This window comes from Blastococcus sp. TF02A-26 (assembly GCF_003319125.1).
In the GTDB taxonomy this organism is placed as follows: domain Bacteria; phylum Actinomycetota; class Actinomycetes; order Mycobacteriales; family Geodermatophilaceae; genus Trujillonella.
Map to the genome: position 1 here is coordinate 87,920 of NZ_QOHG01000001.1, position 25,857 is coordinate 113,776.

21 protein-coding genes are annotated in these 25,857 nt (G+C 74.2%); 13 read left to right on the forward strand and 8 right to left on the reverse strand.

Going from position 1 to position 25,857, the window contains the following annotated elements; genetic code table 11:
- Window positions 1-18: 18 nt before the first annotated feature.
- The 3 genes from DQ240_RS00490 to DQ240_RS00500 form a co-directional block, all read right to left on the reverse strand.
- Window positions 19-561, reverse strand: a complete 543-nt coding sequence (locus tag DQ240_RS00490) for a hypothetical protein (protein WP_113837684.1) — start codon at window positions 559-561, stop codon at window positions 19-21.
- A gap of 146 nt (window positions 562-707) precedes the next feature.
- Window positions 708-2,783, reverse strand: a complete 2,076-nt coding sequence (locus tag DQ240_RS00495; protein ID WP_233498377.1) for a 3-hydroxyacyl-CoA dehydrogenase NAD-binding domain-containing protein — start codon at window positions 2,781-2,783, stop codon at window positions 708-710.
- Between the two features lie 5 nt (window positions 2,784-2,788).
- Complete coding sequence (locus DQ240_RS00500) at window positions 2,789-3,991, reverse strand: thiolase family protein (protein ID WP_199588953.1); 1,203 nt, start codon at window positions 3,989-3,991, stop codon at window positions 2,789-2,791.
- Between the two features lie 307 nt (window positions 3,992-4,298).
- On the opposite strand from DQ240_RS00500, the gene chvE reads away from it, so the two are divergent.
- From chvE to araA, 7 genes are all read left to right on the forward strand, one after another.
- Window positions 4,299-5,447, forward strand: a complete 1,149-nt coding sequence (gene chvE / locus DQ240_RS00505) for a multiple monosaccharide ABC transporter substrate-binding protein (protein ID WP_113837686.1) — start codon at window positions 4,299-4,301, stop codon at window positions 5,445-5,447.
- A 161-nt stretch (window positions 5,448-5,608) separates the two neighbouring features.
- Complete coding sequence (gene mmsA, locus DQ240_RS00510; protein WP_113837687.1) at window positions 5,609-7,147, forward strand: multiple monosaccharide ABC transporter ATP-binding protein; 1,539 nt, start codon at window positions 5,609-5,611, stop codon at window positions 7,145-7,147.
- Window positions 7,144-8,409 carry a multiple monosaccharide ABC transporter permease gene (gene mmsB / locus DQ240_RS00515; protein ID WP_113837688.1) on the forward strand — a complete coding sequence of 422 codons (1,266 nt, stop codon included), beginning with the start codon at window positions 7,144-7,146 and terminating at the stop codon, window positions 8,407-8,409. The genes mmsA and mmsB overlap by 4 nt, the downstream gene beginning before the upstream one ends.
- Before the next feature lie 111 nt (window positions 8,410-8,520).
- The gene (locus DQ240_RS00520; RefSeq protein WP_113837961.1) at window positions 8,521-9,564 is read left to right on the forward strand and encodes a LacI family DNA-binding transcriptional regulator; all 1,044 of its coding nucleotides are present in this window, start codon (window positions 8,521-8,523) and stop codon (window positions 9,562-9,564) included.
- A 117-nt stretch (window positions 9,565-9,681) separates the two neighbouring features.
- A complete protein-coding gene (locus DQ240_RS00525; protein ID WP_113837689.1) occupies window positions 9,682-11,289 on the forward strand; it encodes a xylulokinase in 1,608 nt (535 codons plus the stop codon).
- Window positions 11,290-11,358: 69 nt separating this feature from the next.
- On the forward strand, window positions 11,359-12,039 hold the full coding sequence (locus DQ240_RS00530; RefSeq protein WP_113837690.1) for an L-ribulose-5-phosphate 4-epimerase: 681 nt from the start codon (window positions 11,359-11,361) through the stop codon (window positions 12,037-12,039).
- A gap of 11 nt (window positions 12,040-12,050) precedes the next feature.
- A complete protein-coding gene (gene araA, locus DQ240_RS00535) occupies window positions 12,051-13,571 on the forward strand; it encodes an L-arabinose isomerase (RefSeq protein WP_113837691.1) in 1,521 nt (506 codons plus the stop codon).
- 15 nt (window positions 13,572-13,586) lie between these two features.
- On the opposite strand, the gene DQ240_RS00540 is transcribed toward araA, so the two are convergent.
- A complete protein-coding gene (locus tag DQ240_RS00540; protein WP_233498378.1) occupies window positions 13,587-14,747 on the reverse strand; it encodes a ribonuclease D in 1,161 nt (386 codons plus the stop codon).
- 141 nt (window positions 14,748-14,888) lie between these two features.
- Window positions 14,889-15,527: a DUF3000 domain-containing protein gene (locus tag DQ240_RS00545; protein WP_113837693.1), complete on the reverse strand. Its 639-nt coding sequence runs from the start codon at window positions 15,525-15,527 to the stop codon at window positions 14,889-14,891.
- Window positions 15,528-15,599: 72 nt separating this feature from the next.
- Between DQ240_RS00545 and hemE the strand changes: the two genes are divergently transcribed.
- Together hemE and hemG are read left to right on the forward strand one after the other, a co-directional pair.
- A complete protein-coding gene (hemE, locus tag DQ240_RS00550; RefSeq protein ID WP_113837694.1) occupies window positions 15,600-16,670 on the forward strand; it encodes a uroporphyrinogen decarboxylase in 1,071 nt (356 codons plus the stop codon).
- Between the two features lie 4 nt (window positions 16,671-16,674).
- Entirely contained in the window at window positions 16,675-18,051 is a 1,377-nt protein-coding gene (gene hemG / locus DQ240_RS00555) for a protoporphyrinogen oxidase (protein WP_113837695.1), read from the forward strand.
- Window positions 18,052-18,067: 16 nt separating this feature from the next.
- Here the strand turns inward: hemG and DQ240_RS00560 are convergent, their stop codons facing one another.
- From DQ240_RS00560 to DQ240_RS00570, 3 genes are all read right to left on the reverse strand, one after another.
- Window positions 18,068-18,256 carry a hypothetical protein gene (locus DQ240_RS00560; RefSeq protein WP_113837696.1) on the reverse strand — a complete coding sequence of 63 codons (189 nt, stop codon included), beginning with the start codon at window positions 18,254-18,256 and terminating at the stop codon, window positions 18,068-18,070.
- A gap of 145 nt (window positions 18,257-18,401) precedes the next feature.
- Window positions 18,402-19,637 (reverse strand): DUF222 domain-containing protein, encoded by a 1,236-nt coding sequence (locus DQ240_RS00565; RefSeq protein ID WP_233498379.1) that lies wholly within the window; start codon window positions 19,635-19,637, stop codon window positions 18,402-18,404.
- Window positions 19,638-19,767: 130 nt separating this feature from the next.
- The gene (locus DQ240_RS00570) at window positions 19,768-22,581 is read right to left on the reverse strand and encodes an AAA family ATPase (protein ID WP_113837697.1); all 2,814 of its coding nucleotides are present in this window, start codon (window positions 22,579-22,581) and stop codon (window positions 19,768-19,770) included.
- 166 nt (window positions 22,582-22,747) lie between these two features.
- Between DQ240_RS00570 and DQ240_RS00575 the strand changes: the two genes are divergently transcribed.
- The 4 genes from DQ240_RS00575 to hemQ all read left to right on the forward strand — a co-directional run bounded on the left by DQ240_RS00575 (window position 22,748) and on the right by hemQ (window position 25,856).
- Window positions 22,748-23,284 (forward strand): hypothetical protein, encoded by a 537-nt coding sequence (locus DQ240_RS00575; RefSeq protein WP_147261916.1) that lies wholly within the window; start codon window positions 22,748-22,750, stop codon window positions 23,282-23,284.
- Window positions 23,281-23,895 (forward strand): YceI family protein, encoded by a 615-nt coding sequence (locus tag DQ240_RS00580; RefSeq protein WP_113837699.1) that lies wholly within the window; start codon window positions 23,281-23,283, stop codon window positions 23,893-23,895. The genes DQ240_RS00575 and DQ240_RS00580 overlap by 4 nt, the downstream gene beginning before the upstream one ends.
- Before the next feature lie 70 nt (window positions 23,896-23,965).
- Complete coding sequence (locus DQ240_RS00585) at window positions 23,966-24,937, forward strand: hypothetical protein (RefSeq protein ID WP_113837700.1); 972 nt, start codon at window positions 23,966-23,968, stop codon at window positions 24,935-24,937.
- 202 nt (window positions 24,938-25,139) lie between these two features.
- On the forward strand, window positions 25,140-25,856 hold the full coding sequence (gene hemQ, locus DQ240_RS00590) for a hydrogen peroxide-dependent heme synthase (protein WP_113837701.1): 717 nt from the start codon (window positions 25,140-25,142) through the stop codon (window positions 25,854-25,856).
- Window position 25,857 lies beyond the last annotated feature (1 nt).

Genomic DNA, 25,857 nt, shown 5'->3' on the forward strand with positions numbered 1-25,857 from the left:
CGCGTACCGCGGCGAGGGTCAGCGGAGGACGATCCACCCGCTCGGCTTCTCGTCCACGACACCCTTTCGCTTCAGATCGTGGAGGAGGTCGGCGAGGGGTGGATCGGTGAGCGTCCGTCGGGACCCGAGCTGCTGGGCGTCGATGGTCGTGGAGTAGATGTCGGCATGTCCGCAGTAGGAACGCCAGGCGATCACGAGGTCTCTCTCGGCAGGTGTGAGCCGCACGAATCGCTGCAGCTGGGTCACGGCTCCGCTGATGAGGCCCGCAGGAACACCGGCCGTTACTGAGCCCGACGCCCCCACCCACGCTGCAGAGGCGAGGGTGGCGAATCCGATGAAGCCGACGGGATCGCTGGTGTCGACCCAGTAGTGGTCCCGTGCCATGAGGCTGTGCAGCACCCCGGGGATCGTCACCCGGGGCTGCTGGACCTCATGGGTCTTCGAGAAGATGTCCGATTCCTCGATCAAGGCCTCGAAGAGCGCCTTCTGCGCGTCGGGTGGCACCGCGTCGCCACCGAGATGAGCCGGCAGCCAGTCGCTGGGGTCGAATTCCCTCTCCATGACGCAGGTGTCGACCTCGGGAGCGCCGTCCTTGACCGACCCGCTCCCTCGATCGGGTCGAGTCCGTCCGTCGGGCAGCGGCCGGACGGACGACGGCCCGGACCCCTCGACGCTGAGGGGTCCGGGCCGTCGTGGTTCGCGGTGGGTCAGGCGGGCAGCGAGGCCACGCCCTGTGGCAGGAACCGCGATCCGGTGACCTTCTCCGAGACACCGGCCCGGTCCAGGTAGGCGGAGATGCCGCCCAGCCAGAACGGCCACCCGGCGCCGAGGATCATGCACAGGTCGATGTCCTGCACCGCCTGCACGACGCCCTCGTCCAGCATCAGCCGGATCTCCTGCGCCAGGGCCTCGACGGCCCGGTCGCGCACCTGCTCCTCGGTGAGCGGGGAGTCGCCGGCGTCGATGCCCTCGAGCTCGGGGTCGACGACGCCCGGCTCGCTGTAGACGCTGGTCTTGCCCAGCTCGACCATCTTCCGCAGGCCCTCACCGACGGTGAACCGGTCGGGGAACGCCTCGTGCATGCGCTCGGCCACGTGCAGCGCCACCGCGGGGCCGACGAGCGTGAGCAGCTCGAACGGCGTCATCGGCAGGCCCAGCGGGTCGAGCGCACGGTCGGCGACGGCCACCGGGGTGCCCTGCTCCACCGACGCGGTGACCTCACCCAGGAAGCGGGTGAGCAGCCGGTTGACGACGAACGCCGGCGCGTCCGCGACCAGCACGCAGGACTTCTTCAGGGACCTGCCGACGGCGAAGGCGGTGGCCAGCGACGCGTCGTCGGTCTGCTCGGCCCGCACGACCTCCAGCAGCGGGAGGACGGCGACCGGGTTGAAGAAGTGCAGGCCGACGACCCGCTCCGGGTGCTCGAGCTTCGACGCCATCTCGGTCACCGACAGCGCCGAGGTGTTGGTGGCGAGCACGCACTCGGGGGAGACGATCCCCTCGAGCTCGGCGAACACCTGCTGCTTGACCGACATCTCCTCGAAGACGGCCTCGATGACGAGGTCGGCGTCGGCGAAGACGTCCTTGGACAGCGAGCCGGTGACCAGGCCCTTGAGCTGGTTGAGCTTGTCCTGGTTGAGCCGGCCGCGCTGGGCCAGCTTGTCCAGCTCGCCGTGCACGTAGGCGACGCCCTTGTCGACGCGGGCCTGGTCGATGTCGGTGAGCACGACCGGCACCTTGAGCTGGCGGACGAACAGCATCGCCAGCTGCGAGGCCATCAGCCCGGCGCCGACGACGCCGACCTTGGTGACCTTGCGGGCCAGCGCCTTGTCCGGCGCGCCGGCCGGCCGCTTCGCCCGCTTGTTGACCAGGTCGAACGAGTAGAGGGAGGCCCGCAGCGGGTCGCTCATCAGCAGCTCGGTGAGCGCGTCGTCCTCGGCGGCGGTGCCGGCGGTGAACGCCTCGCCGTCGACGCCGTTGCGGGCCAGGTCGAGCAGGTCGACCGAGCGGACGGCGCCGGGGGACGCGTTCCGCGTCCGGCCGGCCACGATCGCCCGGGCCCGCTCGATCCCGGCGTCCCACGCCGACCGGTCGACCTCGGGCCGGGACACCGTCACCGAGCCGTCGAGCACGCCGACGGCCCACTCCAGCGAGCGCTCGAGGAAGTCGGCCGGCTCGAACAGCGCGTCGGCGATGCCCAGCTTCGCGGCCTTGGGGCCGGGGGTCATCTTGTTCTGCGCCAGCGCGTTCTCGACGATGACCGTGACGGCCGGGTCGATGCCGATGAGGTTCGGCAGCAGCTGCGTGCCTCCCCAGCCGGGGACCAGCCCGAGGAAGGCCTCGGGGAACGCGACGGCCGCGCCGCCGCTGATCGTCCGGTAGTGGCAGTGCAGCGCCAGCTCCAGGCCACCGCCCAGCGCGACGCCGTTGACGAAGGCGAAGGTCGGGACCGTCGAGTCCTTGAGCCGCCGGAACACCCGGTGGCCGGTCTCGGCGATCTCCCGCGCCTGCTCGGCGGAGGTCACCGAGGGCACGCCGGAGAGGTCGGCGCCCACGGCGAAGATGAACGGCTTGCCGGTGACGGCGATGGCCGCCGGCGCCGGGGTGTGGGCCGCGACCTCGTCCAGGGCGGCGTCGAGCGAGGCGAGCCCGCCCGGGCCGAAGGTCGAGGGGCGGGTGTGGTCGTGGCCGTTGTCGAGGGTGATCAGCGCGATCTCCCCGGCAAGCCCCGGGTAGGTCAGGAACCGGACCTTGGCCTCGGTCACGACCTCGTTCTCGGACACGGCGGTCACTTCGCGCCCTCCCAGGTGGGGTTCTCCCAGATCACGGTGGCGCCCATGCCGAGGCCGACGCACATGGCGGTGAGGCCGTAGCGGACGTCGGGGCGCTCGGCGAACTGCCGTGACAGCTGCGTCATGAGCCGGACGCCGGAGGAGGCCAGCGGGTGGCCGACGGCGATCGCGCCGCCCCACGGGTTGACCCGCTCGTCGTCGTCGGCGATGCCGAAGTGGTCGAGGAAGGCGAGCACCTGGATGGCGAAGGCCTCGTTCAGCTCGAACAGGCCGATGTCGTCGATGGTGAGGCCGGTACGGGCCAGCGCGCGCTCGGTCGAGGGGACCGGGCCGATGCCCATGACCTCGGGCTCGACACCGACGAAGCCGTAGCCGACCAGCCGCATGCCGACGTTCAGCCCGAGCTCCTCGGCGACGTCCTCGGCGGCCAGCAGGCAGCCGGTGGCGCCGTCGTTGAGACCGGCGGCGTTGCCGGCGGTCACGTGGCCGTGCGGGCGGAACGGCGTCTTCAGGCCGCCCAGCTGCTCCAGCGTGGTGCCGGGCCGCGGCGGCTCGTCGACGGTCGCCAGACCCCAGCCGTTCTCCTGGCTGCGGGTCGCCATCGGCACCAGCTCCGGGCCGATCTGCCCGTTGGCCACGGCCTTGGCGTACTTCTGCTGGCTGGCCAGGGCGAACGCGTCGGCGCGCTCCTTGGTCAGGTGCGGGAAGCGGTCGTGCAGGTTCTCGGCGGTGGAGCCCATGACCAGCGCGGAGGGGTCGACCAGCTTCTCGCTGACGATCCGCGGGTTGGGGTCCACGCCCTCGCCCATCGGGTGGCGGCCCATGTGCTCGACACCGCCGGCGATGGCGACGTCGTAGGCGCCGAAGGCGATGCCGCTGGCGGTGGTGGTCACGGCGGTCATCGCGCCGGCGCACATGCGGTCGATCGAGTAGCCGGGCACCGACTTCGGCAGGCCGGCCAGCAGTGCGGCGGTGCGGCCCAGGGTCAGCCCCTGGTCGCCCGTCTGGGTGGTCGCGGCGATGGCGACCTCGTCGACGCGGTCGGCCGGCAGCGCCGGGTTGCGCCGCAGGAGCTCGCGGATCACGCGGACGACGAGGTCGTCGGCGCGCGTCTCGGCGTAGATGCCCTTCGGGCCGGCCTTGCCGAAGGGGGTGCGCACGCCGTCGACGAAGACGACCTCGCGCAGGGAGCGGGACATGGGACCTCCGCAGCGATGTGGAACCCGTCCGGGATCCGGGCGGGCCCGCTCAAGTTACCCGCCGGTAACCGACAGGTCGAGCCGGACCGGCGGGTGTCCCCGCTCCGGGGGAGATCGCCGCGCGAGCCGGTGCACCGGCGGCCGCGCACGCCGACGCGGAGGTGTCCGTGGCGTTACAAGACCGTGACGTCGGGATGTGTCCCAGGGCTTGACGCGTCCCGGGTGTTAGCGCTCACACTGGCCCCCGCTCGTTCGATGACGAGCCTGCGCCCGGTCGAGCGGGCAGACATCTCGAGGAGGAGATCACGTGGGTAGAAGGCTCGGCTTCACGGCAGTGGGCGCCACTCTGGCGCTGACCCTGGCCGCCTGTGGCGGCGAGGGTGCGGGCGGCAGCGGAGGCGCGGGGAGCGGCGACTCCGACGACCTCACGATCGGCGTCTCGATGCCGACGCAGACCTCGGAGCGGTGGATCGCCGACGGCGAGAACGTGCAGGAGCAGCTCGAGGCCGAGGGCTACGAGGTCGACCTGCAGTACGCCAACGACGACATCCCGACCCAGTCCCAGCAGATCGACCAGATGATCACCGAGGGTGCCGACATCCTGATCATCGCGGCGATCGACGGAACCGCGCTGGCCGGCCAGCTGGAGAACGCGGCCGCCAACGACATCCCGGTCATCTCGTACGACCGGCTCATCCGCGACAGCGAGAACGTCGACTTCTACGTCACGTTCGACAACTTCGAGGTCGGCGTCGCGCAGGGCACCGCGCTGCTGCGTGGCCTCGGGCTGCAGAACGAGGACGGCTCGCCGGGCACCGCGACCGGTCCGTTCAACATCGAGCTGTTCGCCGGCTCGCTGGACGACAACAACGCCTTCTTCTTCTTCAACGGCGCCATGTCGGTCCTGCAGCCGCTGATCGACAACGGCACGCTGGTCGTCAAGTCGGGTCAGACCGACATCGAGCAGGCCGCGATCCTGCGCTGGCAGCAGGAGACCGCCCAGCGCCGCATGGAGGACCTGCTCACCTCGACCTACAACGACGGCTCCCGGGTCGACGGCGTCCTCTCGCCCTACGACGGCCTCTCCCGCGGCATCATCACCGCGCTCGAGAACGCCGGCTACGGGCCGACGATCGACGCCGCCAACCCGATGCCGATCGTGACCGGTCAGGACGCCGAGATCGCCTCGGTGAAGCTGATCCAGGACGGTGTCCAGAGCTCCACCATCTTCAAGGACACCCGACTGCTGGCCGAGCAGGCCGTCATCGCCGCCTCGGCGTTCGCCGAGGGCGACGAGCCGGAGGCCAACGACACCGAGACGTACGACAACGGCGTCAAGGTCGTCCCGTCGTACCTGCTCCCGGTGGTGACCGTCTTCGCCGACGACATCCAGGCCGAGCTGATCGACACCGGCTACTGGACGGCCGAAGAGGTCGAGGCCGGCCAGGCGGACTGACCTCCGCCACAGGACCCCGGCCGGGTCCGGTAGCACGGCTGCCGGGCCCGGCCGGCTCCACCTCCGCCTCCGCGCGGAGGTGCGTCACCGCAGGGCGACGCACACTCTCTCCACCCCCATGCGGCGCCCCCGACGCGCCGACGACAGGACACCGAGGTCCCATGGACGACCACATCCTGCAGATGCGCTCCATCACCAAGACCTTCCCCGGCGTGAAGGCGCTGGAGGACGTCAACCTGACGGTGCGGCGCGGCGAGATCCACGCCATCTGCGGCGAGAACGGCGCCGGCAAGTCGACCCTGATGAAGGTCCTCTCCGGCGTCTACCCGACCGGCAGCTACGACGGCGAGATCTTCTTCGACGGCCGGCCGGTCACCTTCAACGGCATCCGTGACAGCGAGCACGTCGGCATCGTGATCATCCACCAGGAGCTCGCCCTGGTCCCGTACCTCTCGATCGCCGAGAACATCTTCCTGGGCAACGAGCGGCGCGGGCGCGGCGGACTGATCGACTGGAACCGGGCCAACGCCGAGGCCGGCGAGCTGCTGCGGTCGGTGGGCCTGGACGAGAACCCGGTCACCCCCGTGGGACAGCTGGGCGTCGGCAAGCAGCAGCTGGTCGAGATCGCCAAGGCGCTGTCCAAGGACGTGCGCCTGCTGATCCTCGACGAGCCCACCGCGGCCCTGAACGACACCGACTCCGCCCACCTGCTGGGCCTGCTGCGCCGGCTCCGCGACCGCGGGATCACCTGCATCATGATCTCGCACAAGCTGAACGAGATCACCGCGATCTCCGACAACGTCACGGTCATCCGGGACGGCCGGACGGTCGAGACTCTGAGCCTGCACGCCGGCGAGGTCACCCAGGAGCGCATCATCCGCGGCATGGTCGGCCGCGACCTGGAGAGCTACTACCCCGAGCGGGAGTCGCACCCGGGCGAGGAGGTCCTGCGCGTCGAGGACTGGACCGTCTGGCACCCGACGCAGGACCGCAAGGTCGTCGACTCGGCCGCCTTCACCGTGCGCGCGGGAGAGGTCGTCGGGATCGCCGGCCTCATGGGTGCCGGCCGCACCGAACTGGCGATGAGCGTCTTCGGGCGGGCCTACGGCCGCAACATCAGCGGCCGGATGTTCCTGCACGGGCGGGAGATCCGCCCCCGCAACGTCGCCGAGGCGATCGAGGCGGGCATCGCGTACGCAACCGAGGACCGCAAGCACTACGGCCTCAACCTCATCGAGGACATCCGTCGCAACGTCTCCGCCGCCGCCCTGGGCAAGCTCGCGAGCAAGGGCTTCGTCAACGGCAACGAGGAGGTCAAGGTCGCCGAGGGCTACCGGCGCGACATGAACATCAAGGCGCCGAGCGTCACCTCGGTCGTCGGCAAGCTCTCGGGCGGCAACCAGCAGAAGGTCGTGCTGTCCAAGTGGCTGTACACCGATCCCGAGGTGCTGATCCTCGACGAGCCGACGCGCGGCATCGACGTCGGCGCCAAGTACGAGATCTACACGATCGTCAACCGGCTGGTCGCCGCCGGCAAGGCGGTGCTCGTCATCTCCTCCGAGCTGCCCGAGCTGCTCGGCATCTGCGACCGCATCTACACCCTGTCGGCGGGCCGGATCACCGGTGAGGTCCCGGTCGCGCAGGCCACCCAGGAGAACCTCATGGAGCTCATGACCAAGGAGAAGGAGCAGGCGGCATGACCAGGACCGTGCCCCCGTCGTCGGAGCCCGAGGCCACCTCGGCGACGGAGCCCAAGGACGTCGCCCCCGCCGTCGCCCTGCGTACCGGGACCAGCGACGTCCGCACGCTCATCACGAGCAACCTGCGGCAGAGCGGCATCTACGTCGCGTTCGTCGTCATCGTCGCGCTCTTCGCGATCCTGACCGACGGGACGTCCCTGTCGCCGGGCAACGTCACCAACATCGTCCTGCAGTACTCCTACATCCTGATCCTGGCCATCGGCATGGTCATCGTGATCATCGCCGGGCACATCGACCTGTCGGTGGGGTCGGTGGTGGCGCTCACCGGGGCCGTCTCGGCGGTGCTGGTGATCCGCGAGGGGATGCCCTGGTGGGTCGGCGCCCTCGCCGCGATCGGCGTGGGCCTGGTGATCGGTGCCTGGCACGGCTTCTGGGTGGCCTACGTCGGCATCCCGGCGTTCATCGTCACGCTCGCCGGCATGCTGCTGTTCCGCGGCCTGACGCTGCAGGTGCTGGACAACGTCTCGCTCTCCCCGTTCCCCCGCGAGTACGGGAAGATCGCCAGCGGCTTCCTCAACGGACTGCTGGGTGGCAACGGGTACGACGCGTTCACCCTGCTGATCGGGGCGGTCGCGGTCGCCGGCTACGCGGTCAGCAACTGGCGCACCCGCACGGCCCGGATCAAGTACCAGCAGCCGGTCGAGTCCTTCCCGCTGTTCGTCGCCAAGATCGTGGCCGTCGGCGCCGTCGTCATGGCCTTCGCCTGGCAGCTGGCCCACGCCCGCGGCCTGCCGATCGTGCTCATCATCCTGGCGGTGCTGATCCTGGCCTACGGCGTGATCACCAAGCGGACCGTCTTCGGCCGCCAGGTGTACGCGATCGGCGGCAACCTCGCGGCCGCGACGCTCTCGGGGGTGAAGGTCCGGGCGGTCAACTTCTGGATCTTCGTCAACATGGGCTTCCTGGCCGCGATCGCCGGAGTGGTCTTCTCCGCCCGGTCCAACGGTGCCCAGCCCAGCGCCGGCAACATGTTCGAGCTCGACGCCATCGCGGCCGCCTTCATCGGTGGCGCGGCCGTGACCGGTGGTGTGGGCACGGTCGTCGGCGCGATGGTCGGCGGTCTGATCATGGCCGTGATGAGCAACGGCATGCAGCTCATGGGTGTCGACCAGTCGCTCCAGTCGGTGGTCAAGGGCCTGGTCCTGCTCCTGGCCGTCGCGTTCGACGTGTACAACAAGCGGCGCGCCGGGGCCTCCCGCTGACGCCGCGGGGTGGCTCCGCGGGCCCGGCAGCGGAGCCACCCCACCCCGACCTCGCACCAGTACCCGCACCGTGACCGGTCGTCGGTCGCACCGACGTGGATGGAGCTGATCGTGCAGCCGGACACGGCACCCCGCGCACTGGCCATGTCCGACGTCGCCGCCCGGGCCGGGGTCTCCCACCAGACCGTGTCGCGCGTGGTCAACGGGCACCCCAACGTCGCCCCCGCCACCCGGGAGCGCGTCGAGGAGGCGATCCGGGAGCTCGGGTACCGACCGAACACGGCGGCCCGGGCGCTGGTGACCGGGTCGACGCGGACGCTGGGCTTCGTCACCGTCAGCATCAACCAGTACGGGCCGGCGCAGACCCTCGTGGGTCTGGAGCAGGCCGCCCGTGCGGCCGGCTACTCGCTCAGCGTGACCGTCCTGGACGAGGCGACGGCGGACGAGGTGCGCCAGGCGGTCGACCGGCTCGTCGGCCAGGGGGTCGACGCGGTGCTGGCCCAGGCGACGTACGACGCCGCCGCCGAGGCGCTGCACCACGTGCGGACCACGGTGCCCCTGGTGACCGTGCAGAGCGGCGGGGCGGTGGAGGACCCGGCGGTCGGTGTCGACCAGATCGCCGGGGCCCGGCTGGCCACCCGCCACCTGCTGGACCTCGGGCACCGGACCGTGCACCACGTCACCGGTCCGCCGGACTCGAAGGAGGCCCGCGACCGCGTCATCGGCTGGCAGGCGGAGCTGCGGGAGGCCGGCGCACCCGTCCCGCAGCACCTCGCCGGGGACTGGACGCCGGCGTCCGGGTACGCGGTGGGTCGCGACCTGGCCGCTCGTGTGCGCGGAGGTGAGGAGATCACCGCGGTGTTCCTCGCCAACGACCAGATGGCCCTGGGCCTGCTCGCCGCCTTCCACGAGGAGGGGCTGGACGCGCCCCGGGACATCAGCGTGGTGGGGTTCGACGACCTGCCCGAGGCGCCGTTCTTCACCCCTCCGTTGACCACGGTCCGGCAGGACTTCGCCGAGCTGGGGCGCCGGGCCGTCGAGACGGTCCTCGCTCGGCTGCGTGGCCAGGAGCTGCACCCCGAGCCGGTCCCGCCCGCGCTCCTGGTCCGGTCCAGCACCGGGCTCGCGCCCGTCCGGACCGGCGCCCGGGCCTGATCCCGGGCAGTGGCTCGGGCCACTGTTAGCGTTAACATCCCGGCGGTCGCCGCGTGCTCCAGCGGCCCGTGACCGCCGACACGACATCCACCAGGGCAGGGGAGAGGGGGACGGGCGATGACCACCGACGCCGCCGCGGCGATCGCTGCCGGTCGGACCGCGCTCGGGATCGAGCTGGGCTCGACCCGGATCAAGGCCGTCCTCACCGGCCCGGGCCACGCGCCGCTCGCGGTCGGCAGCTCCGACTGGGAGAACCAGTTCGTCGACCGGCGGTGGACGTACTCGTTGGAGGCCGTCTGGGCGGGGCTGCAGGAGAGCGTCGCGGCGCTGGCCGAGGACGTGCACCGGCGCCACGGCGTGCGGCTCGCCGGGGTCGGCGCGCTCGGCGTGTCGGCGATGATGCACGGCTACCTGGCCTTCGACGCCGACGGAGCGCTGCTCACGCCGTTCCGCACCTGGCGGAACACCGACACGGGCCCGTCGGCCGAGCGGCTGAGCGCGGAGTTCGGCGTGAACATCCCGCACCGGTGGAGCGTCGCGCACCTGTACCAGGCGGTCCTCGACGGCGAGGAGCACCTCGGCCGGCTCGCGCACCTGACGACGCTGGCCGGCTACGTGCACTGGCAGCTCACCGGCGAGAGGGTCCTCGGCATCGGTGACGCCAGCGGCATGTTCCCGATCGAGGCGGGGACCGGCGCCTGGTCGGCGCCGATGCTCGACCGGTTCGACCGGCTGGCCGCCGAGGCCGGCGTGGAGGTCGGCCTGGCCGACCTGCTGCCCCGGATCGCCGTCGCGGGCGAGACGGCCGGCGAGCTCACCTCGGCGGGCGTCGCGCTGCTCGACCCGACGGGCCGGCTGCTGCGCGCCGGGACCCCGCTCTGCCCGCCCGAGGGGGACGCAGGCACGGGGATGGTCGCCACCAACTCGGTCGCCCCGCGCACCGGCAACGTCTCCGCCGGGACGAGCATCTTCGCCATGGTCGTGCTCGAGGGCGACCTCACCGGGACGCACCGCGAGATCGACCTCGTGACCACGCCGGCCGGCGACCCGGTGGCGATGGTGCACTGCAACAACGGGGCCAGCGAGCTCGACGCCTGGGTCGGTCTGTTCACCGAGTTCGCCGGCGCGCTGGGCGCGGCCGCGGACCCGTCGGCGGTCTTCGAGGTGCTGTTCCGCGCCGCACTCGACGGTGCTCCGGACGGCGGGGGACTGCTGGCCTACAACTACCTCTCCGGCGAGCCGATCACCGGCCTCGAGGAGGGGCGGCCGCTGTTCGTCCGGTCGCCGGGGAGCAGGTTCGACCTCGCCACCTTCATGCGGACCCACCTGTTCGCGTCGCTGGCCACGCTGCGCATCGGCATGGACGTCCTGCAGAAGACCGAGGGCGTGCGGCTGGACCGGATGTTCGCCCACGGCGGTCTCTTCCGGACGGAGGGCGTGGCGGAGCGCTTCCTGGCCGCCGCCATCGACACGCCGGTGTCCGTGGGGGACGTCGCCGCGGAGGGCGGTGCCTGGGGGATCGCCGTCCTGGCCGCCTTCGCCGCCGCCGGCGGCGGTCGCCCGCCGGGGCAGAGCCTGGCCGAGTACCTGGACGACGAGGTCTTCGCCGGCGCCGCGCTGCGCACCACCGACCCGGACCCGGACGACGTCGCCGGGTTCGACGCCTTCGTGCAGCGGTACGTCGCCGGGCTCGCGGTCGAGCGCGCCGCCGTGACGAGCCTGTGAGCCCCCGCTGCTGACCACCCGCCGTCCCGTCGTCCCCCCGCCCGCCGCACGTCCCGAGGAGCAGCCGGTATGACCGCCACCCACACCCGGACCGAGCGCGGGACCCACCGCGCACAGCGGGAGCGGGTCGCCGCCCTGCACGCCGAGCTGGTGCGCAGCGAGCTGGTGACCTGGACGTCGGGGAACGTGTCCGAGCGCGTGCCCGGCGAGGACCTGTTCGTCATCAAGGGCAGCGGCGTCAGCTACGACGAGCTGACCTGGCAGGGCATCACCGTCTGCGACCTGGACGGCAACCCGGTCGACGGGCTGATGAAGCCCAGCAGCGACACCGACGCGCACGCCTACGTCTACCGCCACAAGCCGGAGGTGAACGGGCAGGTGCACACGCACAGCCCCTACGCCACAGCCTGGGCCGCGCGGGGCGAGGAGATCCCCTGCGTGCTGACCGCGATGGCCGACGAGTTCGGCGGCCCCATCCCGGTCGGGCAGTTCGCGCTCATCGGCGACGACTCCATCGGCCGCGCCGTCGTCGCGACCCTGTCGGGCTCCCGCTCGCCGGCCGTGCTCATGCAGAACCACGGCGTCTTCACCATCGGGCCGTCGGCGCGCGCCGCGGTCAAGGCGGCGGTCATGACCGAGGACGTCGCCCGGACCGTGCACCTCGCCCGCCAGCTCGGCGAGCCGATCCCCATGGCGGCAGCGGACGTCGACGCCTGCTGGAACCGCTACCAGAACGTCTACGGACAGTGAGGGCCCCGACGATGAGCGAGACCGTGAGCACCGACCCGTTCGAGGGCACCGAGATCTGGTTCCTCACCGGCAGCCAGGGGCTGTACGGGGAGGAGACGCTGCAGCAGGTCGCCGACCAGTCCCGCTGGGTGGCCGACGCCCTCGACCGCGCGGGCGAGGTGCCGGTCCGCGTCGTCTGGAAGCCCGTGCTCACCGACCCGGGCGCGATCCGCCGGGTCATGGGCCAGGCCAACGAGGACCCGGCCTGCCTCGGCGTCATCACCTGGATGCACACCTTCAGCCCCGCGAAGATGTGGATCGTCGGGCTCGACGCGCTGCGCAAGCCGCTGCTGCACCTGCACACCCAGGCCGACGCCGCCCTGCCGTGGGCGACGATCGACATGGACTTCATGAACCTCAACCAGGCCGCGCACGGCGACCGGGAGTACGGGTTCGTCCTCACCCGGCTGCGGATGCCGCGCACGACGGTGGCCGGCCACGTCGAGAACCCGCGGGTGCGGGCGCGGGTCGGCTCCTGGGCGCGCTCGGCCGCCGCGGCCGCCGCGGTGCGGGACCTGAAGCTGGCCCGGTTCGGCGACAACATGCGCGAGGTCGCCGTCACCGAGGGCGACAAGGTCGAGGCGCAGATCCGGTTCGGCGTCTCGGTGAACACCTGGGGCGTCAACGACCTCGTCGCCGTGGTGGACGCGGTGGAGGAGCCGGCCGTCGACGCCCTCGTGGCCGAGTACGGCGACCTCTACGAGTTCGAGCCCGACGCCCGGCCCGGCGGCCCGAAGCACGAGGCGGTCCGCTACCAGGCGCGCATCGAGGTCGCGCTGCGGCGGTTCCTCACCGAGGGCGGCTTCGGCGCGTTCACCACGAACTTCGAGGACCTCGGCGGCCTGCGCCAGCTCCCCGGCCTGGCCGTGCAGCGGCTCATGGCCGACGGCTACGGCTTCGGCGGCGAGGGCGACTGGAAGACGTCGGTGCTGTTGCACACGCTCAAGGTCGCGGGCCGGGGTCTGCCCGGCGGCACCTCCTTCATGGAGGACTACACCTACGACCTCACCGGCACCCCGCGGATCCTCGGGGCGCACATGCTCGAGGTCTGCCCGACGATCGCCGACGGGCGGCCGCGGGTGGAGGTCCACCCGCTGTCCATCGGCGGCCGCGAGGACCCGGCCCGGCTCGTCTTCGACGCGGCCCCCGGTGAGGGCGTCGTCGTCGGCTGGTGCGACCTCGGCGACCGGTTCCGCTGGGTCGCCAACGAGATCGACGTCGTCGCACCGTCCGCGCCGCTGCCCAACCTGCCGGTCGCCCGTGCCGTCTGGGAGCCCCGGCCGGACTTCGCCACCGCCACCGAGGGCTGGCTGACCGCGGGCGGGCCGCACCACACCGTGCTGTCCACCCAGCTCGGCGCCGACGAGCTCACCGACCTGGCGGAGGTGTTCGCCACCGAGCTCGTGCTCATCGACGCCGACACGACCCGCCGCAGCCTGGCCAAGGAGCTGCGCTGGAGCGCCGCCTACCACCGGCTCGCCCAGCGGCTCTGACCCCGGGGGGCCCGCTCAGGCGCGGGTGACCGCGTCGGTCAGCACGTCGCGGGCCAGCTCGACCTGCCACTCGCGCGCACCGCCGGCCCGCAGCGCGGCGGCGACCCCGTCGGCGTCGCGCTGCTCGGGCGGGCTCCACATGAGCCGGCGCACGAGGTCGGGGGAGAGCAGGTTCTCCACCGGCACGGAGTGCTTCTCCGACAGCTCGGCGAGCCCGGCGCGGGCAGCCTGCAGCCGGGTCGCCGCGGCCGGGTCGCGGTCGGCCCAGCGGTTGACCGGGGGCGGTCCGTCGCCGGGGCGGCTGTGCGGCGGGAGCTCGTCCTCGGGGAGGGCCCGGCCCCGGGCCAGGGCGCCGAACCAGGTGCTCACCAGCCGCCGGTTCGCCCGGCCGCGGAACACCGGCAGCTCCAGCAGTGCGCCCTCGCTCTGCGGATCGGCCTGGACCGCCGAGACCATCGCGGCGTCGGGCAGCACGCGGCCGGGGGCGACGTCGCGCTTGCGGGCCTGGTCGTCGCGCGCCTGCCACAGCGACCGCAGCATCCCCAGCTGGCGGCGGTTGCGCAGGCCCTGCACCCCGGAGGTGCGGCGCCACGGGTCGGGCTTGGGAGCCGGCGGGCCGGCGGCCAGGATGGCCTCGAACTCCTGCCGCGCCCACTCCGTCTTCCCCTGCTCCTCGAGCAGGGCGGCCAGCGCGTCGCGCAGGTCGACGAGGACCTCGACGTCGAGGGCGGCGTAGACCAGCCACTCCTCGGGCAGCGGCCGGGTGCTCCAGTCCGCGGCGGAGTGCCCCTTCACCAGCGAGTAGCCCAGCAGCGACTCGACGACGGCGGCCAGCCCGACCCGGGGCAGGCCGGCCAGGCGGGCGGCGAGCTCGGTGTCGAAGAGCCGGCGCGGCACGAGGCCGATCTCGGCCAGGCAGGGGAGGTCCTGGTTGGCCGCGTGCAGCACCCACTCGGCGTCGACGATCGCGTCCTGGACCACCGAGAGGTCCGGCAGCGGGATCGGGTCCAGCAGGCCGGTGCCGGCGCCGGCGCGGCGCAGCTGCACGAGGTAGGCGCGCTGGCCGTACCGGTAGCCCGAGGCGCGCTCGGCGTCGACGGCGACCGGGCCGCTGCCGTTCCGGAGCGCCTCGGCGTACTCGACCAGCGCGGTCGAGGTGTCGATGACCGGGGTCAACCCGTCCCGGGGAGCCAGCAGGGGAGTGGCGGCGGGGGCCTCGTCGTCGTCGGCGGGCGCGGGAGGAGCCGGGTCGAGGGGGTCGGTGCTCAGGACTTGTCCACCTTCTCGACCTCGTCGTCGTCTGTCCGACCCCCGATGTTAGAGAGTCCTGCCCCCGGCGGGCCCGGTGGGACCCAGCAGGTGCACCCCGGGCGGCGGCAGCCCGGCCGCGTTGCCCAGCACCTCGAGCCACGCGGCCAGGTGCTGGTCGAGCGCGGTGTCCTCGGCGGTCCACGAGGCGCGGATCTCGACGTCGACGGTGTGCTCGGGCCCGGCGAGGTCGCCGAAGCGGGTGGAGGCGGTCCGCGTGACGGTGCCGCCCAGGGCGTGCCAGGCCGCACCCGTGTCGGTGAGCGCGTCGGTCAGCCAGCTCCACGCGACCTCGGAGAACATCGCGTCGTCGACCAGGTGCTCGTCGGTCTCGGCGGAGAGGAAGCCGACGCAGCGGGTGGTGCCCTGCCACGCCTCGTGGCCGGCGGGGTCGTACAGGACGATGAACCGCCCGCTGGCGATCTCCTCCGGGTCGTCGGCGTCCTCGGACTCGGGGTCGTCGATCCGGGCGCCCAGCGCGTGCGCCCAGGGTGCGAGCCGGGCGGGGGCCGGGATCCGCTCGACCACGATCTCGGGGCGGACCTGCAGGCCGGTCAGGGCGTCGACGGCAGCGCGGAACGCCGCCGGCGGTTCGTCCCCGGGACCCGCGGCGTCCGCCGGACGCGCGGCCAGGCTGCGTGGCTCCACGTCCGCAGGGTAGGTCCGCACCCGGTGTCGCGTCGCCGACTCGCCGCACGCGGTCTGGGAGGATGGCTGCTCGTGACCACCGTTACCGGCCCCGCGACTGATCCCGCCGACTCCGATCTGGTGCGCGCGGCCCTCGGGCAGCCGGTCCGCCGGACCCCGGTGTGGTTCATGCGCCAGGCCGGCCGCTCGCTGCCGGAGTACCGCGAGCTGCGGGCCGGCACGAAGATGCTCGACTCCTGCCAGGACCCCGACCTGGTCACCGAGATCACCCTGCAGCCGGTCCGCCGGCACGGCGTGGACGCGGCGATCCTCTTCTCCGACATCGTCCTGCCCCTGGTGGTCGCGGGCGTCGACATCGAGATCAAGCCCGGCATCGGCCCGGTCATCGCCTCCCCGGTCCGTTCCGTGGCCGACGTCGACGCGCTGCCGGACCTCGAGCCCGGGCAGCTGGACTTCCTGGCGACCGCCGTCGGCCGGCTCGTCGCCGAGCTCGGGGCCACGCCGCTGATCGGCTTCGCCGGGGCGCCGTTCACCCTCGCCACGTACCTGATCGAGGGCGGGCCCTCCAAGGAGCACGCCCGCACCAAGGCCTTCATGTACGCCGAGCCGGAGGCGTGGAGCCGGCTGCTGGACAAGCTCGCGGTCTCCGCGGCGACCTTCCTGCGCACCCAGGTCGACGCGGGCGCCTCTGCGGTGCAGCTGTTCGACTCCTGGGCCGGCGTCCTCTCCGCCGTCGACTACGCCGAGCGGGTGCTGCCGCACTCCCGGGCGGTCTTCGACGGGCTGGGCAACCGCGAGCAGGGCGTCCGCGACGTGCCGCGGATCCACTTCGGTGTCGGCACCGGGGAGCTGCTGCCGCTGATCGGCGACGCCGGCGCGGACGTGGTGGGGGTCGACTGGCGGGTGCCGCTGGACGAGGCGGTGCGCCGCATCGGGCCGGCGCGCTCGGTGCAGGGCAACCTCGACCCGGCCGTGCTGCTCGCCGACCGCGACACCGTGGAGCGCGAGGTGCGCCGGGTCGTCGAGCAGGGCCGCGCCGCCCGCGGCCACGTGTTCAACCTGGGCCACGGCGTGCTGCCCGACACCGACCCGGACGTGCTGACCCGGGTGGTGGAGCTCGTCCACGAACTGACGGAGCGCTGACCCGGTGACCCGCCGTCTGGTCGTCGTGGGCGCCGGCATCGCCGGGCTCGCGGCCGCGTTCGAGTGGCGTCGCCGGCGGCCGGACGACGAGATCGTCGTCCTGGAGGCCGGCGGCCGGATCGGCGGCAAGCTGGACCGGGTCGACCTGGCCGGCCACTGGTACGACACCGGTCCCGAGGCGATGCTCGCCCGCGTGCCGGAGGCGGTGCGCCTGGTGGAGCGCCTGGGCCTGGAGCACGAGCTGGTCCGGCCGGCCACCACGCAGGCGTCCGTCGTCCTGCCGGACGGGCGCTTCCCGCTCCCGCCGGGCACCGTGCTCGGTGTGCCCGCCTCGGCCGAGGGGCTGGACGGCGTGCTGTCCCCGGCCGGGGTGGCGCGGGTCGCGGCCGAGGCGGAGCTGCCGCCGCTGCGGCTCGACGGCGACGTCGCGGTCGGTGCGCTGCTGCGCGAGCGGCTCGGCGACGAGGTGGTCGACCGGCTGGTCGAGCCGCTGCTCGGCGGCGTCTACGCCGGCCGGGCCGACGAGCTGTCCCTGGCGGCGACGATGCCGCAGCTGGCCGCGCACCTGCCGGCCGCGGGCTCGGTGCTGGGTGCCGCCGCGGCCGCCCGGGACGCCGGGGCGCGGAGCCGGTTCGACACCGACGCCCCCGTCTTCGTCACGCTGCGGGACGGGATCGGCTCGCTCCCGGCGGCCCTGGTCGCCGCCGCCCGGGCCGACGTCCGGCTGCACACCCCCGCGCACCGGTTGACGCGCACCGCGACCGGCTTCGAGCTGGCCGTGGGCCCGTCGGCCGCACCGCAGACGGTGCACGCCGACGCCGTCCTCGTGACCAGCCCGGCGCCCAAGGCCGCCCGCCTCCTCGCTGGGGTCGCACCGGGCGCGGTCGCGCCGCTGGAGGGCATCCCGTACGCGTCGATGGCGGTCGTGGCCATGGCCTTCCCGGCGCAGGAGGTCGCGGCCGGCTCGGGCCTGCTCGTCCCGCCGGTGACCGGCCGGCTGGTCAAGGGCGTGACCGTGTCGTCGGCGAAGTGGCCGCACCTCGCTCCCGGTCCCGGTGAGCCGCTGCTCGTCCGGTCCTCGGTGGGCCGCTTCCGCGCCGAGGCCGAGCTCCAGCGCGACGACGACGACCTGGCCGCCGCCGTGGTCGCCGACGTCGCCGACCTGCTGCAGCTCTCGGAGCCCGAGCCCATCGCAACCCGCGTCGTTCGCTGGGGCGGGGGCCTGCCGCAGTACCTGGTCGGCCATCTCGACCGCGTCGCCGCCGTGCGCGCGGCCGTCGAGGAGGTGCCGGGCCTCGCCGTCGCCGGCGCGGCCTACGAGGGCGTCGGGGTCCCGGCCTGCATCCGGACGGCCGAGCGGGCCGTCGAGACGCTGGTCTGACGTGACCGCGGCAGGGCTACTCCTTCAGACGCCGCCTCGGGTCGAGAGGCTGACTCATGAGGCGTAGTTGCGCTTCGGTCACCGGCATCGCTGCTGGGGACGATTCGGGTCTCTCCGCGAGGTAGAGCTGCTGGAGGAACTGCTGCTTCTCCTTGGCATCGCGCATCTTCTGGCGGTCGGCATCGGTGAACCACCGGATCGTCATGGCGACGAGGCTTCTCGCTCGAGTTCCCAGGCGCAACGCCCGACCGGTCATCGGAGCCGTTCCAGCACGCGAGCCGCGGCGGACGAACGGAGGAGGCCGCGCCTGTGCCCCGCGGCCCGTGGTGGGCGGCGGGGATGGGCACGGCTCAAGGCGTCAGGTGCGCAGCGGTGCGTGGATGACGATCTCGGTGCCGTCGGGGCGGTAGGTGCGCCATCGGGCTCCGGGTGGTGCGGTGTCGTCGCGTTCGACGCGGTAGCCGTGGTGGACCTTGGTGTGGTGGCGTTCGCATCTTCCTGCGATGGCCCCCGTGCAGGGGCCCGCCGCGAGCCTGCGAGGGGCGGGGGGCACGGGGGTCCTTCCTGTCGCAGAACCATCTCGGGGCCTCGCAGCCGGCGAACACGCACGTCTGGTCGCGGAGTTCGACGGCCTTGCGGATGTGCGCGGGGACGATCCGCTGTTCGCGGCCGACGTCGATCGGGAGTCCGTCGGGGTCGAGCACGATGCGGGTGACGGTGGAGTCGCACGCCTGCCATCGGGCGCGGGCGGCGGACAGGGTCGCCCCGAGGCCGGTGTCGGCGGTGGCAGGGCCGGTGTGTGGGTCGACGAGGTCGTCGATGCCGATGGTGACGATGACGTGTGGCTTCACGGTGCGCAGCACCGGCAGCTGACCGGAGGCCAGCGCCAGGTCGGCCAGCTGGACGATCGCGTCACCGCCGCGCTGGGCGCGGGTGCGGGTGTCCCCGGCGCAGCGGCTCGCAGCGGACATGGACTCCAGGGCGGTGGCGAGTTTCTCCCCGCCGGCCTGGTCGAGGGTGCCGTGCACGGTCCAGGTGCCGTCGGGGTGCTGCACGAGGGTGAAGGACCGCTCCTCGGTGGGATCGGGCTCGGGGCCGTCGGGGTCGAGCTTGGCCAGGTAGTCGGTCACGGCCTGCCGCAGATCGCGGTGGGTGCCGTGGGTGGCGACCAGCAGCAGCGCGGCCTCGACCGCGGCCAGGTCGATGCCCTGGGCGGCGGCTCTGTCCCGGTTCTTCGGCTCGACGATCTTCGCGATCACCTCGACGCAGTCCGCGCTCAGCTCCCCGTCGCCGAACAGGCCCTCGGTGAGTGGCAGGTGATCCAGCGCCCGGCCGTGGCCGACCAGCCGGCCGGCGGCGTGGTCGGCCAGCCGCAGGTGGCCGCGCAGCCACGACTGCATCGTCTTGGCCGCGTCGTGCTCGCTGGCGCTGCGGACGTCCGCGCGGCGGGTCGCACGGGTCAGTGCGGCGGTGATCCGGTTCCGTGCCACCACCAACTCGCGGACGTGGTCCAGCAGCGGCCCGTCCGGCAGCCCGTCCAAATCCAGGCCGGCGAGCTCGTCCAGGACCGACTGCAGCTCGCCCATGCCGCCCTCCTGACCGCTTCGAATGTGTGTTCGATCCTACCGGAGCGGGGCGCCCCCGGCTAGCCATTTCCCCAGGTCAGGGCGCCGTCCACAGATCCCGACATGGCCTTGCGCCGGTCGCCGGCCGGGGCTACGAGCGCCCCACCAAGGTGGCCAGCTCCGTGCGGTTGGCGGCCCCGAGCTTGGCTAGGATGTTGCGGACGTGGCTCTCCACGGTCCGCTCGGAGAGCACGAGCTCCTCGGCGATCTGCCGGTTGGTCAGCGCGCGCGCCACCAGCGCGGCGATCTCCCGCTCGCGTGCGGTCAGCGGATCGGCCACCCGCGCCGCCCGACCCGCCTGCTCCGCCAGCGCGGCGGCTTCCCGTTCCGGCCCGGGCATGCCCAGCCGCCGCGCCTCGGCGGCGGCCGCCCGGGCGAGCTCCCCGGCGCGGGCGACGTCCCCGTCGCCACCGCGGGCGAGCAGGGCGCCGGCGAGCCCGACCCGATCGGAGACGGCGGCCGGGCGTGCGCCCGTCCGGAGGTCGACGGCCAGCGCATCGGTGAACCAGTCGATCGCCTCGTCGAGCCGGCCGCGCAGCACCGCCAGGCGGCCCAGCAGCGAGTGCCACGAGCCCTGGCAGTAGACGCCGGCCCCGCCGGCCACCAGGGGGCGCGGGGCCAGTTGCGCGTGCAGGAGCTCCGCGGCGTCGGCGTCCCCGAAGGCCTCGACCAGCGGCACGAGGTTCAGCGGCACGCCCGAGGAGGCGACGAAGTCCGGGTCGCTCATCCGCTGCCGGATCTCCTGGTAGCGGACGGCGGCCTCGTCGCGGCGCCCCTCCAGCATGGCGACCAGCGCGCGGGTGACGACGACGATCGGCACGTCGCCGGCCCGGTCCAGGGTCCCCACCGCCTTGCCGTCCCACCCGGCCGTGGAGCCGGTGACCAGGGCGTGCTGCATCCCGAACGCGCCGGACATGCCGACCAGAGAGAGATCCCCGGCCAGCTCGGTGCGGCCGATGGTCCGGGCCTCGTCGTTCAGCGCGATGGCCTCGGGGAACCGGCCCAGCAGCGCCGCGACGGACGCGCGCAGCCGCCGGTCGTGCCACCGGACCAAGGGCAGCCGGGTGCGCGCGGCCAGGGCGGAGACCCGGTCCAGCTCGTCGCGGACGACGTCCATGTCGCCCACCTCCAGGCCGGCGTCGATCCGCCACTTGGCGCCCCAGAGCTCGGCCAGCGGCTGCCCGCTCGCCGCGGCGTGCTCGATCGCCAGCCGGCCCAGGTCCAGGCGCTCGCCGACCTCCAGCGCCGTGGGCGCGGCCTTCATCCGGGCGCGGACCGCGTCCAGCACCGCCTCGGGGCTGCCGCACCGCCGGGCGAGGTCCAGGGCCTCGGCGGCGTGCCCGGCCGCCACCCCGAGGCGTCCGGCGTCGGCCAGCGCGGACGCCGCCTGGGAGAGCAACCGCGAGCGGAGCTCGGGGGAGGCGTCGGCGTCGAACGCGGCCAGTGCCCGCTCGCACATCCGCACCAGGACCGGCGGGAACCCCGGGGCGTTGACGTCGTGGACGGCGAGGGCGGCGGCGGCCAGCAGGTCGGTGCGCCCGGCGGCGGCCGCGGCCTCGGAGGCGGCCACGGCGTGCTCGAGGGCGTCGTCGAACCGGCCGGCGCGGTACTCGGTCGTCGCCAGGTCGACGAGCAGCCCGGCTCGTTCGCCGTCACCGGCGCCCGCCCGGCGGACCGCGTCCAGCGCCGTCGCGAGGAGGCGGGCGGCCTCCGCGAAGGCGAGCAGCCGCGTCGCGGTGACGGCGGCCCGCCGGGCCCAGCCGGCGGCACGGCGCAGGGAGCCGGGGTCGGACGAGGCCCGCAGCCAGTGGCCGGCCACCAGTCCGGCCGTCGCGTCGTCGTCCGCGGCCCGGTGCTCGAGCGCCTCGGCGGCGCGGCGGTGCAGCTCCTCGCGGACGCTCGGGAGGAGGTCGGCGTACACCGCGTCGCGGACGACGGCGTGGGCGAAACGGCGGTGGCCGGGAGCGTCCGGGACGGTGGTGAGGACCCCGGCGCGGACCGCGGCGTCCAGGCCGGCGGTCACCTCCGGCGCCGGGTGGCCCGTCACGGTGGTGAGCAGGCCGGCGTCGAGCTCCTCCCCGAGCACCGCCGCCGCGTCGAGCAGGTCGAGGGCGGCCGGTGGGAGGGCGGTCAGCGTCGTCCGGACCAGCGCGCGCAGCTCGTCGTGCCCGCCGGCCGTGCTCCCGGCCGCCGGTGCCCGCGCGACCGCCCGCAGGTAGAGCGGGACCCCGCCGCTGCGCCGGTGCACCGATCGCACGACGTCCGCGGTCCGTGCGTCCGTCGCGAGATAGGCACGGACGTCGTCCTCGGTGAGCGGCGGCAGCCGCAGCGTCCGGACGCCGGGCTCGCGCAGCAACTCCGGCAGCGCGGTGTCGAGCGCCCGGCCGGCCGGGTCGCGGTGGGTGCCCACGACGAGCAGCCGGGACCGCGGCAGGTCCCCGGCGAGGTGCCGGAGGAGGCGCAGCGAGGACTCGTCGGCCCAGTGCAGGTCCTCCAGGACGACGACGAGACCGGCCGGGGCGGCGCACTCGACGAGGGCGTCGGCGGTGGCGCTCGCCAGCCGGAACCGCGCGGCGTCGGGATCGGCGCCCTCCCCGGCCCGGTCGACCTCGGCCAGGGCGCCGGCCACCGCCGCCCCGACCGCGGGCAGCGCGCGCAGCACCCGCCGCCACGGCCACAGCGGAGGGGCGCCGGGGTCGTCGACGCACCGGCCCCACGCCGCCGCGACCGGCGCACCCGCGAGCGCCTCCTCCACGGTGCGCGTCTTGCCGATGCCCGCAGGCCCCGCCACCAGGACCAGCCCGCCGGCGCCGTCGGCGGCCGTGGCGATCCGGGCGGTCAGCTCCGCCAGCTCGGCCCGGCGCCCGACGAAGGGGCTCCCGGAGCCGGCCGTCGGCGTGGACATGGCGCGGAGTATCCGCGCGGAGGGGCCCGCCGGGAACGGTGCCGGGCGCCCCCGGGCGCAGGTGCGTACCGGGGTCCCGTGGTTCCACGGATGTCCCGACGGCGCCGCCGCCGGATCGTCCTCCGCGCCGGGACCGGAACCGCCGGTCCCCGGAGGGAGGGATCCCATGCACGCCACCATCCGCGCGGTTGACGTGGCCGCGACCGCCGCCACGACCGGCGACGGCGACCCGCTGGGCACCGTCGTCCTCGCCTCCTCCGACGGACCGGGCGGGACGCGCCTGGACCTCTGGCCGGACGCGGCGTCCGCCGCGCGGACCGGAGCCGACCGCGTCTACCGGGTGACCGACGTGATGCACGGCCTCGCCGCCGGACGCCGGCCGCTGTTCGCGCAGGTCACCTGGATCAACGGGGACGGCGACCCCGCCCGGGCCGACGCCGCGGAGTACGCCGGTCGGCACCGGATCCGGCCCGCCGTCCACGGGATCGAGGGCGTCGTGGAGGTGCTGGTCCTGCGCAGCGACGACCACCGGGTCGTGGTGGTCGGTCTGGCCACCGGCCGGGAGACGCACCAGGAGGTCCAGCGCACGATCATGGCGACGGCGCTGCTGCCGGACGAGGACCCGGCCCTGCTGACCGGCGCCGACCGGATCGACCTCGTCCGCGTGCTCTCCGCCGAGCTGCCGACGGCGGTGCGGTCGTGACCGCCGGCCCGCGGATGGCCGCCGGGACGTGGTCGGTCTCCGACTCCCGGACCCGTCTCGGGTTCGCCGTCGGCAACCTCGGCCGCACCGTGCACGGCTCGCTGCCGTGCAGCTGGGGCGACGTCGTCGTCGACGGATCGGGCGCCCCGGTGCGCGCCTCCGTCGGGATCGACCTGCGGGGCGTCGCCACCGGCATCGCCCGGCGCGACGCCGACCTGTGCCGCCCCCGCTTCCTCAACGCGGAGCGCCACCCGACGATGACCTGGACGGCGGAGCGGTTCACCCCCGACGCCGACGGCGGGTGGACCGCCGAGGGGACGCTGTCGCTGCGCGGGACGAGCGCGCCCCTGACGGTCACCGGCCGCGTCGAGAGCGCCGACCCCGCCGGCGGCTGGGCGCGGCTGCGGGGGGCGGCCGTGCTCGACCGCACCGCCGTCGGCATCCGGGTGCCCGCCGTGCTCGTCGGCCGGTCGGTCCACATCACGATCGACGCCTGGCTCAGCCCGGTCGGGGCGGGACGGGGGATCGGCGGGTCGTCCTCCGTCGCGGCGGACGGGACCGCGGCGCCGCACGTCCGGTCCGGGATGGTCGCCCCCCTCACGGTTCTCTGACCTGCGGTGGCGGGGTCGGGCGGACTCCCGCCGGCTTGCCCTCCCCGCCGCCGCCCACCAGGGTCGGGGGATGCCCGGAACCCTGTCGCGGGGGCTGGTCGCGGGCGCGGCCGGCACCACCGTCCTGAACGCCGTCACGTACCTCGACATGGTCCTGCGGGGTCGCCCGGCCAGCACCACGCCGGAGCGGACCGTCGACGCGATCGCATCGGCCACCGGGGTGGAGGTGCCGGGCCGCGGGCAGGTCCGCGAGAGCCGCCGCACCGCCCTCGGGGCGCTGGCCGGGATCGGGACCGGGCTGGGGACCGGCGTGCTCGCCAGCGCGGCGCGCTCCGCGGGGATCCGGCTCTCCGGTCCCGTGGGCGCCGTCGTCACCGGGGCCGCCGCGATGGCGGCCAGCGACGTCCCGGCCACGCTGCTGGGGGTCGGCGACCCGCGGACCTGGAGCCGCACCGACTGGCTGGCGGACGCCGTTCCGCACCTGGCCTACGGCGCGACGGTGCACGCGGTCGTCCGGTCCGTCCCGACCGACCGGGAGCGGGCGGTCCCGCGCGCCGCGGCGAGCGCCGGCCTGACCGTCCGCTCGGCCCTGCTCGGCGTGGCGGCCGGCAGTCGCAGCGCGCTGGGGTTCGCGGCACCGGCGCTGACCGCCCCCACCAAGCCCGGCCGGCTGGGCAGCAGTTCCGTGCCGGCCCGTCTCCTCGGCGCCGCCGCGCTCGTCGGTGAGCTCGTGGCCGACAAGTCCCCCGACGCGCCGGACCGAACCGGCGCCGCGGGACTGGCCCCACGGCTGGCCGGTGCCGCCGCGGGCGCGACCCGGCTGGCCGAGCGCGAGCGGGCCAACGCCGCGCTCCCGGCCGCCGCTGCGACGACGGGTGCCCTGGCGGGCGCGTTCGGCGGCCTGGCCTGGCGCCGCTGGGCGGCGGACCGGCTGCCCGCCTGGCAGGCCGCCGTGCTGGAGGACGGCGTGGCGCTGACCCTCGCCGCCCTCGCCTGCGTGCCCGGCCGGAACCGCCGTCCGCTGGCCGTCGTGCCCCGCTGACCGGGCATCCCCGGACCCCCGCCGCTGTTGCAGACGGGGTGAGCACCACGCACGACCGATCCGTCCCGACGACCACCACCGACCCCCGCCGGCCTCCTCGCTGCCTCCGCCACCGCGTGTGGATGGCCGCGTGCGGTGACTGCCGCGACGCCCACCGGGAGCTGCTGACCGATCCCCGGCGGGTGCGGGAGAGAATGGGCGCATGAGCGAGCAGACCGAGCAGAAGAGCATCGGCAAGCGGGCCAACGAGCTCAACGCCCAGATCCGCTACACGATGTGGTCGGTGTTCCGCCTGACCCGGCCGCTGGCCGACGAGCAGCGCACCGCGCTCGCCGACGAGCTGCAGGGGCTGTTCGACGAGCTCGCCGGCAAGGACGTCGTCGTCCGCGGCACCTACGACGTTGCCGGCTTCCGGGCCGACGCCGACCTCATGGTGTGGTGGCACGCGCCCAGCGCCGAGGTGCTGCAGGAGGCCTACACCCGGCTGCGCCGCACCGGTCTGGGCCGGCACCTGGAGCCGGTGTGGTCGCAGTTCGCCCTGCACCGGCCGGCCGAGTTCAACCGCAGCCACATCCCGGCGTTCCTGGCCGACGAGGAGCCGCGGAAGTTCGTCTGCGTCTACCCCTTCGTGCGCTCCTACGAGTGGTACCTGCTGCCCGACGAGGAGCGGCGGGACATGCTCAAGGAACACGGCATGCAGGCGCGCCCGTACCCCGACGTGCGGGCCAACACGGTCGCCTCGTTCGCGCTCGGCGACTACGAGTGGATGCTCGCCTTCGAGTGCGACGAGCTGCACCGCATCGTCGACCTGATGCGCGACCTGCGCGCCAGCCGGGCCCGCCGGCACGTGCGCGAGGAGGTGCCGTTCTACACCGGCGTCCGCAAGTCCGTCGCCGAGCTCGTCACCGACCTGGCGTAGT

Excerpts from the sequence above, each read along its gene's own strand:
- DQ240_RS00490 (WP_113837684.1), bottom strand. The coding sequence starts at position 561 with ATGGAGAGGGAATTCGACCCCAGCGACTGGCTGCCGGCTCATCTCGGT.
- DQ240_RS00500 (WP_199588953.1), bottom strand. The coding sequence starts at position 3,991 with ATGTCCCGCTCCCTGCGCGAGGTCGTCTTCGTCGACGGCGTGCGCACC.
- mmsA (WP_113837687.1), top strand. The coding sequence starts at position 5,609 with ATGGACGACCACATCCTGCAGATGCGCTCCATCACCAAGACCTTCCCC.
- mmsB (WP_113837688.1), top strand. The coding sequence starts at position 7,144 with ATGACCAGGACCGTGCCCCCGTCGTCGGAGCCCGAGGCCACCTCGGCG.
- DQ240_RS00525 (WP_113837689.1), top strand. The coding sequence starts at position 9,682 with ATGACCACCGACGCCGCCGCGGCGATCGCTGCCGGTCGGACCGCGCTC.
- DQ240_RS00530 (WP_113837690.1), top strand. The coding sequence starts at position 11,359 with ATGACCGCCACCCACACCCGGACCGAGCGCGGGACCCACCGCGCACAG.
- araA (WP_113837691.1), top strand. The coding sequence starts at position 12,051 with ATGAGCGAGACCGTGAGCACCGACCCGTTCGAGGGCACCGAGATCTGG.
- DQ240_RS00560 (WP_113837696.1), bottom strand. The coding sequence starts at position 18,256 with ATGACGATCCGGTGGTTCACCGATGCCGACCGCCAGAAGATGCGCGAT.
- DQ240_RS00565 (WP_233498379.1), bottom strand. The coding sequence starts at position 19,637 with ATGGGCGAGCTGCAGTCGGTCCTGGACGAGCTCGCCGGCCTGGATTTG.
- DQ240_RS00570 (WP_113837697.1), bottom strand. The coding sequence starts at position 22,581 with ATGTCCACGCCGACGGCCGGCTCCGGGAGCCCCTTCGTCGGGCGCCGG.
- DQ240_RS00575 (WP_147261916.1), top strand. The coding sequence starts at position 22,748 with ATGCACGCCACCATCCGCGCGGTTGACGTGGCCGCGACCGCCGCCACG.
- DQ240_RS00585 (WP_113837700.1), top strand. The coding sequence starts at position 23,966 with ATGCCCGGAACCCTGTCGCGGGGGCTGGTCGCGGGCGCGGCCGGCACC.
- hemQ (WP_113837701.1), top strand. The coding sequence starts at position 25,140 with ATGAGCGAGCAGACCGAGCAGAAGAGCATCGGCAAGCGGGCCAACGAG.